The following is a 12,560-nucleotide window of genomic DNA, read 5'->3' on the forward strand; positions in this document are numbered from 1 at the left end:
TTTTTCTGGTAGCTTCAAATTTATAATTACTTTTGTTTTCTTTGATTAACAATTTTAATATTAAGTAATAGAAATATTACGTCTTGTCTAATTTTTGCTAATAAATTTTCGAACAAGTTAAAAGACTCTTTTTTATATTCAACTAATGGATCTCTTTGCCCATAAGATCTTAGACCAATCACTTGCCTTAATTGCTCTAAATACTGAATATGGTTTTTCCAATTTAAATCAATAATCTGTAAAAATATTTTTTTCTCTAAATCGTTGTTACCAATATCTGATAAAATAGAAATTCTTAGTTTTCTTTTTTCAAAAAATTTATCTTTAATAGCTTGACTTGCTTCACTTCGATTAGATGAAAAAATTTTATTTAGGTATTCTATGTCATTATTTTGGAGTAAAACCTCAAATTTGCTTTTCAAAACTTTATCCTTTTCAAGATTCAATGTTTTATCTTTATTTTTAAGTAGCTCGTCAACTTCATCATCTAGTAATTTATTTATAAATTTATCTATTTCCTTAGTACTTAGAATCTCTTTTCTTTGACTAAAAATTACTTGTCTTTGATCATTAAGGACATTATCAAACTTTAGGAGCGACTTTCTGATATCAAAATTCCGTGCTTCTACTTTTTGTTGCGCTCTTTCCAGTGCTTTGTTAATCCACGGGTGGTCAATACTTTCACCGTCCTTAAGTCCAAGTTTTTCTAACATTTTATTGATAGACTCAGAACCGAATATTCTCATTAAGTCATCTTCAAGGCTTACAAAAAAGATAGAATTTCCTTCATCTCCTTGTCTTCCTGACCTTCCTCTGGCTTGATTATCAACTCTTCTGGACTCCATTCTTTCCGTACCTATTACATACAAACCGCCTAGAGATTTAACTTTTGCTTTTTCATCGGTTGTTAGAGTATTATTAACTTCATTCAAGCTACTTTTTTTACCACCAAGCTGAATATCTACACCTCTACCAGAAATACTAGTAGTTATTATTACTGAATTTAATTTGCCAGCATTTGCAATTATTTCAGCTTCTTTTTCATGATTTTTTGCATTTAAAACTTTGTGTTCAATGTTTTTTTTTCTTAAAAGACTAGAGTAAACTTCTGATTTATCAACGCTTGATGTGAAAACTAAAACTGGTTGACCTTTTTGATTGCATTCTAAAATTAAATCTACAATAGCACTCTTTTTTTCGTTCTCAGTTCTAAATATTTTATCATTATGATCATTCCTAATCATTTTTTTATTTGTTGGTATTGAAACTACTTTTAAATCATAGATTTCAAAAAACTCTTGACTCTCAGTTAATGCTGTTCCAGTGCAACCAGCTAGTTTATTATATAATTTAAAATAATTTTGATAAGTAATAGATGCAAGAGTCTGGTTTTCTATTTCAATTTTAACGTTTTCTTTTGCCTCTATAGCCTGATGTAGACCATCAGCATATCTTCTTCCTTCTAATATTCTACCTGATATCTCGTCTATGATTTTGATTTTTTGATCTACAACAACATAATCCTTATCTTTTTTAAAAATAAAGTTCGCTTTCAAACCTTGATTTACATGATGTACTATATGAAGATTTGAAGGATCATAAAAATTATTATTTTTTAGTATTCCGGTCTTGCTCAAAATATTTTCTACATTGTCTATACCTGTATTAGTTAGCATTATGGTTCTATCTTTTTCATCTATTTCATAATCAGAATTTGATAATTGTTTAATAAATTTGTTTATAGCTTTATACTGTTTACTAGTATCTTCAGCCTGTCCAGAAATAATTAATGGTGTTCTTGCCTCATCAATCAAGCAAGAGTCAATCTCATCTACAATTGCATAATAATGCTTTCGTTGAATTATTTGATTTAATGAAAGTTTCATATTATCTTTTAAATAATCAAAACCTAGCTCACTGTTAGTTGCATAAGTTATATCGTAAGAATAATTTTTTAATCTTTCTTCGTCATCCTGATTGTTGTTAATATATCCACAACTCACTCCTAAAAAGTTATAAATTTTCGACATATTTTCACAGTCTCTTTTAGCCAAATAATCATTAACAGTTACAATATGTACACCTTTGCCAGATAATGAATTTAAATATGCTGCTAATGCGATAGTAATAGTTTTTCCTTCACCAGTTTTCATTTCTGCGATTTTGCCTTGATGTAAAACTATCCCACCAAGTATCTGAACATCAAAATGTCTCTCCCCCCTTTGTCTTTTTGAGGACTCTCTAACTAAGGCGAAAGCTTCACACATTATTTCATCATTTATAGAATCTTTAGCAATTTTAGATTTTAAAAGCTTAGTTCTTTCAGGAAAGTCTTTGTCTTCTAATTTTGAAATTTCGTCTTCTAAATTATTAATTTTTTTCAAAAGATATTGAATTTTATCAATTTCATTTTGATTGCTGCTTTTGAAAATTTTACTAATAAAACTAATAGGATTAAGCATTTGTTAATTTTTCATATACATTAATAATTAAATAATTATATAGTTATTAAACTATAAATTTAAATATTATGGCCATAAATTTAAGCAATTTCTTGATTTCTAAAAAAGACAGGTCAAAAATGGCAGACTTTCAGGATTTGGATCATATTGATGGTTTGTCAATTTCTGTTACTTCAGCAAATCTATACAATACAAATAGGGACGATTTAGTACTATTTTATTTTAGAGATGGAGCTGAGTATGCTTCTGTTTATACACAATCAAAAGTAATTTCAGAAAACATTAAATGGAATTTATCTATTAAAGGAAAAAAAATAAAAGCTTTAATAGTTAATGCACGAAACGCTAACTGTTTAACAGGCACAAAAGGTTACAATTCCCTAAAAGAAATTTCAGAGGAAACTGCAAGACTATTAACACTTAAACAAAAATCTGATGAGGATAATCCTGTAAAAATCACATCTAAAGATATAATATTTGGTTGTACTGGAACTATAGGAGAGCCTTTTCCGCTTACAAAAATTAAATCATCAATAAAAGATCTCGTAGAAAAGATTAAATATACTCAAAATAAATATTTATGGATAAAATCTGCTATGAGTATTTTAACAACAGACTTAAAACCCAAGTTGGCGATGGAGGAATGTAAAATAGGGAATACGAAAATAAAGATTTATGGTATTGCTAAAGGTTCTGGAATGATCTTTCCAAATATGGCAACTACGCTTGCATACATTTTCACTGATGCAAATTTATCCTCAGGTGTTTTACAAAAAATTTTAAAGAAGAATATTAATAATACATTTAATGCAATCTCATGTGATGGAGACACAAGTACAAATGACATGATAACAATTTTTTCAACAGGAAAATCTAAAAACAAATATATTAAAAATATAAACGACCCAAAATTAAAAGAATTTGACAGAGGAGTTAATAGTGTATTATTAAACTTAGCTAAAAGAGTCGTTAGTGATGGTGAGGGAGCATCAAAATTTATTCAGATAGATGTGCTTAAATGTAAAAATGAGGAAGATGCAAAAAAAATAGCCTTTTCGATTGCTAATTCTCCTTTAGTAAAAACTGCTATTGCTGGAGAAGATCCTAACTGGGGTAGGATAATGATGGCCGCTGGAAAAAAAGAAGTTGAATTTAATATAAATTCAGTAAATTTAATGTTTGGCGATTATAAGGTTTTTGAAAAAGGTCAGGTTTCTAAGAATTATTCAGAGCAAGATCTAAAAGAATATATGAAAAATGAAACAATAAAAATTATACTAGAGATAAACTCAGGAAAAAAACATTTTACTTGTTATACTATGGATTTTACGAAGAAGTATATTGAAATAAATTCTGACTATAGAAGCTAAATGATAAAATATAGATTAAAATGTAATAATTGTGACAAATTATTTGATAGTTGGTTTTCATCCTCTTCAGAATTTGAAAAATTGAAAAGTAAAAATATTTTAGATTGTCATTTTTGTAATTCAAAAGACATAAAAAAAACTTTAATGGCTCCTAACATATTGAACTTAAAACAAAAAAAAGAGAACGAATTTAAAAATAAAAAAAACCTAAAAATTCAAAAAAAAATTTTGGAATTTCAAAATTTCATTAGGGATAATTTTGAAAATGTGGGTGATGATTTTGCATATAAAGCTAGATCGCTTCATTACAATAGTAAAACAAATACCAAAGGAATATATGGCAATGCAACAAAAAAACAGATAAGTGAGTTAAAAGACGAAGGCATAGAAACCCAAATATTTCCCTGGATAGAAAATAAAAAAAATTAAGTTTTTTTAAACCTTGCGATGTAATTTACATTATCGTCTGAAGATAGATTCCAATTACCAGAAAAAAGATTATATTTAACTCCATGTAACTCATCTAAAGTTAAAGAATTTTTTTCACAAATTTCCTCAAGTTTATTAGGCTCTATAAACATGTTCCAATCATGGGTGCCAATTGGTAACCATCTTAAAATATATTCAGCACCCAATATTGCAAAGATGTAAGATTTTAGAGTTTTATTTAAAGTTGCAACAAACATAATTCCATCTTTTTTTAAAAACTTTGAACTTTCTTTTAAAAAGAAATTAACATCTTCCACATGCTCTACAATCTCCATATTTAACACAACATCAAACTTTTCTTTAGAAATAAAGTTTTCTGGAGATGCGCAATAATAATCTATTTTTAAGTCATTTTTTTTTGCATGAGTTTTAGCAATTTTGATATTTTTTTCTGAGGCATCTATACCAACAACTCGAGCTCCTAATTTTGACAATGGTTCACATAGGAGACCGCCACCGCACCCAATATCTAAAATCTTAACACTTTTTAAAACGGTAGGTTCTTTTTTTTTTCCGAATTTTTCTTTTATACTTTCTTTTATATAATTTAACCTAATTGGATTAAACTTATGTAAAGGTTTGAATTTTCCATTGGGGTCCCACCATTCAGTGGCTAATTTTGAAAATTTATCAATTTCCTTTTTATTAACAGTAATATTTTTCATTGATAGTTGACTTTTTAATTATGATAATATTTATCTAAATATAAAATTTAAATTAAATATATCAATGAAAATAATTGTTTTAAAATTTGGTGGAACTTCAGTAGGTACCTTAAAAAAAATTGTCAAAGTTGCGAAGATAATTACTTCATATGTTAAAAAAAAATACAAAGTAATTGTTGTATCCTCAGCAATGAGTGGAGTTACAAATGAATTGCTAGACAAAACGAAAAAAATATCTGAAAATTTTCCTAATGACGAAAAAGACGTTATTTTATCAACTGGTGAGCAAATTTCATGTGCTTTAATAGCCGGCAAACTCAACGAACTTGGATATAAATCCAGATCTTGGTTAGGATGGCAATTGCCGATTATAACAAGGGGAAACTATAATGCATCTAGAATAATAAAAATACAAAAAACAAAAATAATTAATTATCTTAAATCAGGTGGTGTGCCAATAGTTACGGGATTTCAGGGAGTAAACTCTGACTTTAGAATTACAACACTTGAAAGAGGTGGCTCAGACACAAGCGCAATATTATGTGCAAAATTCTTTGATGCTGAAAAATGTATAATTTATACTGACGTTGAAGGAGTGTTTACAACAGATCCAAATCTAACAAAGGCCGCAAAAAAAATTGATAAAATATCTTATGAGGAGATGCTAGAGATGGCGTCACTAGGTTCAAAAGTTATGCAGCCAGCTTCAATACAAGAGGCTAGACTCAATAGAATAGAAGTTGACGTAAGATCTACTTTTTCAAAAAAATTAGGAACGACAATTACAAAAAAAAAAAATATAATTAATAAAAATACAATAAGAGGAATTTCTTTTACTAAAAACGATGCAAAAATAACTCTGATAGGAGTTAAGGACAAACCAGGTGTAGCGGCATCTATTTTTAAACCTCTTTACGAAAATTCAATTAATGTTGATATGGTTGTTCAAAATATATCGGCTAATAGCAGAGAAACCGATTTGACATTCACTATTAATTTGGAAGATTTAATTAAAACTAAAAAACTTTTACAAAACAATAAATCAATAAAATTCAAAAATTTGATAGTAAATAAAAATGTATCAAAAGTATCTATAGTCGGTGTTGGAATGATAACTACTCCTGGGGTTACTTATAGAATGTTTAAGGCTTTGGCAAAAAAAAATATAAATATAGAGGTAATATCTACATCCGAAATCAAGATATCTGTTCTAATTAACAAAAAAAATCTGAAAAAATCTGTTGAAATACTTCACCAAGAATTTAAATTGAATCACAATTTATGAGCTTACGACCCTACAGAGACATTATTAAAAGAAGATCCAAAGAAATTAATGTTGGAAAAGTTAAAGTTGGGGGATCAAATCCCATATCTGTTCAATCAATGACAAATACACTTACTACTGACACCATCTCTACAATAAAACAGATAGAGGAGCTTGTTAATGAAGGTGCTGACTTGGTGAGAGTGTCTTGCCCTGATGAAGAGTCTACTAAATCCCTTAAAGAGATATGTAAATATTCGGATGTCCCAATAATTGCAGATATTCATTTTCATTATAAAAGAGCTCTAGAAGCTGCTGATAATGGTGCCAAATGTTTAAGAATAAACCCTGGTAATATTGGCGACGATAGCAAGTTAAAAGAAATTATTAAATCAGCGAAATATAATAATTGTTCAATAAGAGTAGGTGTTAATGCCGGATCCTTAGAGCGTGATATATTAGAAAAATATAAAGAACCTTGTCCAGAGGCTCTGGTTGATAGCGCTTTAAGAAATATAAAATTGATAGAAGATAATAATTTTGATCAAATTAAAGTAAGCGTAAAATCTTCTGATGTTTTTTTATCAGTAGCAGCGTACCGACAACTATCAAAAAAAACAGTTTATCCTTTACATCTTGGTATTACGGAATCTGGTAGTTTTGTTCCAGGAAGTGTAAAATCATCAATTGGTCTTGGTGTTTTATTATTAGAGGGAATAGGCGATACTCTTAGGGTATCTCTATCAGACGATCCTGTTAAAGAAATTAAAATAGGAAATGAAATTTTAAAGTCTTTAAATTTAAGATCTAGAGGAGTTAAAATAATTTCTTGTCCTTCTTGCGCGAGACAAGGTTTTGACGTCATAAAAACTGTAAAAACACTTGAGGAAAAATTGGCTCATATAAAAACACCCATAACACTCTCTATAATTGGATGTGTTGTAAATGGTCCTGGAGAAGCATCTCAGACAGAAATAGGCATAACTGGCGGTGGCAAAGATAGCAATATGTTATACCTTAATGGCATCCAAAGTAAAAAAATTAAAAATGACGAAATCATATCCAAAGTAGTTTCTCTAGTAGAAAAAAAAGAAGCAGAAATACTTAACAAAAAGTAAATAATGATACCAGTCGATAAAGTAAGAGAAATTATCTCTAGACATGAGTTATTAGAGAGCAAATTGTCCTCAGATAAGATAGATAAAAAGAATTATGCCAAAATTTCTAAAGAATATTCTGATTTAAATGAAATTTTAATTAATGCTAAACAATATTTGTCTTTTGACGAAACGGTAAGTGATCTAGAGAAAATTTTAAGTGACAATGAAACTGAACAAGAAATAAGGGATTTAGCAAAAACTGAGTTAGAGGAGCTTAATAAAAAAAAATTATTTAATGAAAAAAAATTAAAATTATTTTTACTTCCAAAAGACGATGCCGACAAAAAAAATGCAATAATAGAAATCCGAGCTGGCACGGGCGGTTTAGAGGCAAGTTTATTTGCTGCAGATTTATTTAAAATGTACGAAAAAGTAAGTAATAAAAAAAAATGGTTGTTAGAATTAATAAGTATTTCAAAGAGTGATGCAGGTGGATTAAAAGAAGTTATAGCCAGCATCAAGGGGCAAAATATCTATTCTTCACTTAAATTTGAAAGTGGAGTTCATCGGGTGCAAAGAGTTCCTGAAACAGAAACTCAAGGAAGGGTTCATACGTCTGCTGCTACGGTTGCTGTTTTACCTGAGGCGGAAGAGGTTGATGTTAGAATTGATGATAAAGATTTAAGAATTGATGTTTTTAGAAGTAGTGGACCTGGAGGTCAAAGTGTAAACACCACTGACTCTGCAGTTAGAATCACACATATACCAACAGGGATAGTTGTAAGCCAGCAAGATGAAAAATCACAGATAAGGAATAAAGAAAAAGGCCTTAAAATTTTGAGATCTAGAATTTATGAGTTTGAGAGAAAAAAATTAGAAGACAAAAGATCCAAAGATAGAAAAAGTAAAATTGGCACCGGAGATAGATCGGAAAGAATAAGAACTTATAATTTTCCGCAGGGTAGAGTTACTGATCATAGGATAAATCTTACACTTCATAAATTAGAAGAATTTATGGAAGGGGAAATATTTGATGAAATTATTGATAGTCTGAACTTGCGGGCACAAGAAGAAGAACTTAAAATTTTAGAAAAATGAATTTTTTTAAGGCACTTGATATTGGATATAACTTGTTAAAATTAAAAAAAATAAATAGTTATAAAATAGACACAGAGCTCTTACTATCAGCTAGTTTAAATATTTCAAAAGAAAAATTACTACTAAATCTTAAACAATCAATAAGCTTAAGTAGTTATAAAAAGTTTATGTCAAAATTAAAAAGAAGAGAAGCCAAAGAACCTATTGCTTATATATTGAAAAAAAAAGAGTTTTGGAAAAATGAATTTTATGTAAATAAGAACGTACTTATCCCAAGACCAGAAACAGAACATTTAATAGAAGAAACCTTAAGCATTATCGAAAAAAATCAGAAAAAAAGACTTTTAGAAATTGGAGTAGGATCAGGATGTTTGATAATATCTATTTTAAAAGATAGAAAAAATTGTTCTGCTATAGCTATAGATTGTTGTCAAAAAGCTGTGAAAATAGCTGAAACTAACGCAAAATTACATCACATAAAAAATAGAATAAAAATTTTAAAAACAGATGTTGACAATTTTAATACAGGAAAATATGATTTAATTATTAGTAATCCTCCTTACATTGACAAGCATCAATTGAAGTATTTGGGTGTAAGTGAATATGAACCATTGAAAGCTTTGAATGGAGGGGTCAATGGAATTGAAATATTGTCGAAGGTAATAATAAAATCTTCGAAGTTATTAAAAGTTAACGGAAAATTAATTATTGAAATTGGCAGTAATCAAAAATACAAAGTGATTAAAATATTAAAAAATAAAAATTATTATATTAACAAAATAATTAAAGACCTATCAAATAATGACAGATGCATAGTATGTACAAAATTACAATAGTATAAAAATGAAAACTTTCAGAAATAATCAAAAAAGAATTAGGAACAGGAGTATGCAAGACAGGTCATTTAAAAGATCTAATGGTTTCAATAGGTCAAATCCAGAATTTGGTAATAGAGAAAACGGCTTTAGAAGAATGAATAATAGAAATAATGGCAATGTAGATAAATTGATATTAAAGTATAACGAGCTAGCGAGAGAAGCTCTTTCTAATGGAGATAAAATTCTCTCAGAAAATTATTTTCAATATGCGGATCATTTTTTAAGGATCTCAATTGAACAAAAAGAAAAACAAAAAGAAAAATCACAAACTACTCACGTAGTTTAACTAAAAGTTTGAAACGAGATCAGACTTCAGAACATCTGTCTTTATTCTAACTATTTCAAAGTGTTCTCTATTGCTTCCAACCAAAGATTTTCCTGATGGTAATTTAAGAAGTTGGGAATTAATTTTTTTTCCATTTTCTATCACTTCATAATGTAAATGAGGTCCTGTCGACATACCAGTTGAACCAACATATCCAATTATTTGTCCTTGCTTAATTCTGTTACCAGGTATCGCAAGTTTTGAAAAATTTTTCATGTGAGCGTAAATAGTTTGATAGGTTTTGTTATGTTTAATTTTAACACAATTTCCACCACCACCACACCATCCAGCTTTCATTATTACACCATCACCTGAAGCCATAATAGGAGTTCCTTCCGGTGCAGCAAAATCTGTTCCTTTATGCATTTTATTATAACCAAGTATTGGATGTTTTCGCATCCCGAAAGACGAAGATAATCTAGCTCCATTAATTGGAGTTTTCATCAATGCTTTTTTGATGCTCTTACCGTTTTCATCGTAATGTCCATCAAAATTCTTTTTGGGAAAATAATATAGTTGGTTATTTTGTCCTCGTAATATTAAATTAGCATATATAATATTTCCAGTCTCAAAGATCTCATCATTTTCGTCAACAAAAATTTCATACACAAGTTGAAAAGAGTCATTTTTTCGTATGTCTCTTTGAAAATCAACTTGAAATCCATAAAGTCTTGCAAATTCTATTATAATATTTGAGTTAATGTTTTCTTTAGTTGCACTTCTGTATAAACTGTATTTAATAACACCTTCTTTTAAAATTATTTTTTTTTGTAAATTTGTTATAATTTCTCTTTCAAAAAAAGTATTATTCTCCACATCTTTATATATCTCTAATTTTCTTGACTTACTTATTGGTATTAACATACTAGATACCTCTCTTAAATTTAAAGTATTTTCTAATGTAAGTTTTAGTGTTTGATTTTGAATTAAGTTTTGCGCATTATTATCATTTACTATTTTAGAAATTTTTTGTACCTCTTTCTCGTTTACTGAAAGATCATTCAAGATATTTATAATTGAGTCTCCACTTTTTATTTTATGTTCAATATTTACAAATTTAGGTTTTAAATTTGAGAATAAATAATTTACCGTTTTTTTAAAATATGAATTTCTTAAAATATCGATATAATCTTTTTGAATTTTTTTAGTGTTAAAATTGTATATTTGTGTAATAAAGATTGTGATAATAAGTAGAAATATTAGTAAAAAAATCTCAATATTTTTTTTTAAAAAACTAACAATTTTTAGTTGAATAAAATCCATTTTTTTTAATTATTTTATTATAACTAGTTTTGACATCAAAAAAGCCCGTTTTTACTGATATTTTTAGTTATATTTTTGATCATAATTCTTGATTTAGTAGTAATTTGTACTATAAGCATTTTTTCCAAACAATAAAATTATTGTTATTATTAGGTTTTACCTAATTAGCTATTTTAAACGTGAAATTTAAGAAGAGAAGTGTGGACGGTTAAGGTTACCAAAATTTGTCGTACACACTTCAAACACATATAAATTTATTCTTAGATTTATATGGAAGCTAGTGTGCGCCGTTTTTAAACTTGAGAGTTTGATCATGGCTCAGAACGTACGCTGGCGGCACGCCTAATACATGCAAGTCGAACGAAGTAGCAATACTTAGTGGCAGACGGGTGAGTAACATGTAGGTATCTTCCCTATGGTGAGGAATAACACGAGGAAACTTGTGCTAATACCTCATAAGTCTTTACAGAGAAAGCTTTATGCGCCATTGGATGAGCCTGCACTTGATTAGTTTGTTGGTGGGGTAATGGCCTACCAAGACAATGATCAATAGCTGATTTGAGAGGATGATCAGCCACATTGGGACTGAGACACGGCCCAAACTCCTACGGGAGGCAGCAGTAGGGAATCTTGCACAATGGGGGAAACCCTGATGCAGCGATGCCGCGTGAGTGAAGAAGGCCTTTGGGTTGTAAAGCTCTTTCGTCGGGGAAGAAAATGACTGTACCCGAATAAGAAGGTCCGGCTAACTTCGTGCCAGCAGCCGCGGTAATACGAAGGGACCTAGCGTAGTTCGGAATTACTGGGCTTAAAGAGTTCGTAGGTGGTTAAAAAAGTTGGTGGTGAAATCCCAGAGCTTAACTCTGGAACTGCCATCAAAACTTTTTAGCTAGAGTATGATAGAGGAAAGCAGAATTTCTAGTGTAGAGGTGAAATTCGTAGATATTAGAAAGAATACCGATTGCGAAGGCAGCTTTCTGGATCATTACTGACACTGAGGAACGAAAGCATGGGTAGCGAAGAGGATTAGATACCCTCGTAGTCCATGCCGTAAACGATGTGTGTTAGACGTTGGAAATTTATTTTCAGTGTCGCAGCGAAAGCAATAAACACACCGCCTGGGGAGTACGACCGCAAGGTTAAAACTCAAATGAATTGACGGGGACCCGCACAAGTAGTGGAGCATGTGGTTTAATTCGAAGATACGCGCAGAACCTTACCAACACTTGACATGTTCGTCGCGACTTTAAGAGATTAAAGTTTTCGGTTCGGCCGGACGAAACACAGGTGCTGCATGGCTGTCGTCAGCTCGTGTCGTGAGATGTTGGGTTAAGTCCCGCAACGAGCGCAACCCTCACTTTTAGTTGCCATCATTTAGTTGGGCACTCTGAAAGAACTGCCAGTGATAAGCTGGAGGAAGGTGGGGATGACGTCAAGTCCTCATGGCCCTTACGTGTTGGGCTACACACGTGCTACAATGGCATTCACAATAGGAAGCAAGACGGCGACGTTAAGCAAATCCTAAAAAAATGCCTCAGTTCGGATTGTACTCTGCAACTCGAGTACATGAAGCTGGAATTACTAGTAATCGCGGATCAGCGCGCCGCGGTGAATACGTTCCCGGGTCTTGTACACACCGCCCGTCA

At 30.2% G+C, this 12,560-nt stretch carries 10 protein-coding genes and 1 rRNA gene; 8 read left to right on the forward strand and 3 right to left on the reverse strand.

The window, feature by feature from the left end:
* Nucleotides 1-26: 26 nt before the first annotated feature.
* Nucleotides 27-2,462, reverse strand: a complete 2,436-nt coding sequence (gene secA, locus AMN80_RS01665; RefSeq protein WP_075520278.1) for a preprotein translocase subunit SecA — start codon at nt 2,460-2,462, stop codon at nt 27-29.
* A 68-nt stretch (nt 2,463-2,530) separates the two neighbouring features.
* Between secA and argJ the strand changes: the two genes are divergently transcribed.
* Complete coding sequence (gene argJ, locus AMN80_RS01670; protein ID WP_075520279.1) at nt 2,531-3,832, forward strand: bifunctional glutamate N-acetyltransferase/amino-acid acetyltransferase ArgJ; 1,302 nt, start codon at nt 2,531-2,533, stop codon at nt 3,830-3,832.
* The gene (locus tag AMN80_RS01675; RefSeq protein ID WP_075520280.1) at nt 3,833-4,261 is read left to right on the forward strand and encodes a DUF1178 family protein; all 429 of its coding nucleotides are present in this window, start codon (nt 3,833-3,835) and stop codon (nt 4,259-4,261) included. It abuts the gene before it with no gap.
* Here AMN80_RS01675 and ubiG read toward each other — a convergent pair.
* On the reverse strand, nt 4,258-4,986 hold the full coding sequence (ubiG, locus tag AMN80_RS01680) for a bifunctional 2-polyprenyl-6-hydroxyphenol methylase/3-demethylubiquinol 3-O-methyltransferase UbiG (protein WP_075520281.1): 729 nt from the start codon (nt 4,984-4,986) through the stop codon (nt 4,258-4,260). The two genes, AMN80_RS01675 and ubiG, sit on opposite strands and share 4 nt — an antisense overlap.
* Before the next feature lie 64 nt (nt 4,987-5,050).
* Between ubiG and AMN80_RS01685 the strand changes: the two genes are divergently transcribed.
* The 5 genes from AMN80_RS01685 to AMN80_RS01705 are packed head-to-tail and all read left to right on the forward strand — an operon-like array spanning nt 5,051 to nt 9,612.
* Nucleotides 5,051-6,271, forward strand: coding sequence for an aspartate kinase (locus AMN80_RS01685; protein WP_075520282.1), 1,221 nt, complete (start codon nt 5,051-5,053; stop codon nt 6,269-6,271).
* Nucleotides 6,268-7,368, forward strand: a complete 1,101-nt coding sequence (gene ispG, locus AMN80_RS01690) for a flavodoxin-dependent (E)-4-hydroxy-3-methylbut-2-enyl-diphosphate synthase (protein ID WP_075520283.1) — start codon at nt 6,268-6,270, stop codon at nt 7,366-7,368. The genes AMN80_RS01685 and ispG overlap by 4 nt, the downstream gene beginning before the upstream one ends.
* A gap of 3 nt (nt 7,369-7,371) precedes the next feature.
* Complete coding sequence (gene prfA, locus AMN80_RS01695) at nt 7,372-8,448, forward strand: peptide chain release factor 1 (protein ID WP_075520284.1); 1,077 nt, start codon at nt 7,372-7,374, stop codon at nt 8,446-8,448.
* Entirely contained in the window at nt 8,445-9,284 is an 840-nt protein-coding gene (prmC, locus tag AMN80_RS01700; protein WP_075520285.1) for a peptide chain release factor N(5)-glutamine methyltransferase, read from the forward strand. The genes prfA and prmC overlap by 4 nt, the downstream gene beginning before the upstream one ends.
* Before the next feature lie 7 nt (nt 9,285-9,291).
* Nucleotides 9,292-9,612: a DUF4167 domain-containing protein gene (locus AMN80_RS01705; protein ID WP_075520286.1), complete on the forward strand. Its 321-nt coding sequence runs from the start codon at nt 9,292-9,294 to the stop codon at nt 9,610-9,612.
* Here AMN80_RS01705 and AMN80_RS01710 read toward each other — a convergent pair whose 3' ends face one another.
* Nucleotides 9,613-10,914: a M23 family metallopeptidase gene (locus AMN80_RS01710; protein ID WP_075520287.1), complete on the reverse strand. Its 1,302-nt coding sequence runs from the start codon at nt 10,912-10,914 to the stop codon at nt 9,613-9,615. It abuts the gene before it with no gap.
* Between the two features lie 295 nt (nt 10,915-11,209).
* On the opposite strand from AMN80_RS01710, the gene AMN80_RS01715 reads away from it, so the two are divergent.
* Nucleotides 11,210-12,560, forward strand: a 16S ribosomal RNA gene (locus tag AMN80_RS01715); the annotation flags it as partial.

The sequence above is a fragment of the Candidatus Pelagibacter communis genome (genome assembly GCF_001179985.1).
GTDB lineage: Bacteria > Pseudomonadota > Alphaproteobacteria > Pelagibacterales > Pelagibacteraceae > Pelagibacter > Pelagibacter ubique_J.

Excerpts from the sequence above, each read along its gene's own strand:
- secA (WP_075520278.1), bottom strand. The coding sequence starts at position 2,462 with ATGCTTAATCCTATTAGTTTTATTAGTAAAATTTTCAAAAGCAGCAAT.
- argJ (WP_075520279.1), top strand. The coding sequence starts at position 2,531 with ATGGCCATAAATTTAAGCAATTTCTTGATTTCTAAAAAAGACAGGTCA.
- AMN80_RS01675 (WP_075520280.1), top strand. The coding sequence starts at position 3,833 with ATGATAAAATATAGATTAAAATGTAATAATTGTGACAAATTATTTGAT.
- ubiG (WP_075520281.1), bottom strand. The coding sequence starts at position 4,986 with ATGAAAAATATTACTGTTAATAAAAAGGAAATTGATAAATTTTCAAAA.
- AMN80_RS01685 (WP_075520282.1), top strand. The coding sequence starts at position 5,051 with ATGAAAATAATTGTTTTAAAATTTGGTGGAACTTCAGTAGGTACCTTA.
- ispG (WP_075520283.1), top strand. The coding sequence starts at position 6,268 with ATGAGCTTACGACCCTACAGAGACATTATTAAAAGAAGATCCAAAGAA.
- prfA (WP_075520284.1), top strand. The coding sequence starts at position 7,372 with ATGATACCAGTCGATAAAGTAAGAGAAATTATCTCTAGACATGAGTTA.
- prmC (WP_075520285.1), top strand. The coding sequence starts at position 8,445 with ATGAATTTTTTTAAGGCACTTGATATTGGATATAACTTGTTAAAATTA.
- AMN80_RS01705 (WP_075520286.1), top strand. The coding sequence starts at position 9,292 with ATGAAAACTTTCAGAAATAATCAAAAAAGAATTAGGAACAGGAGTATG.
- AMN80_RS01710 (WP_075520287.1), bottom strand. The coding sequence starts at position 10,914 with ATGGATTTTATTCAACTAAAAATTGTTAGTTTTTTAAAAAAAAATATT.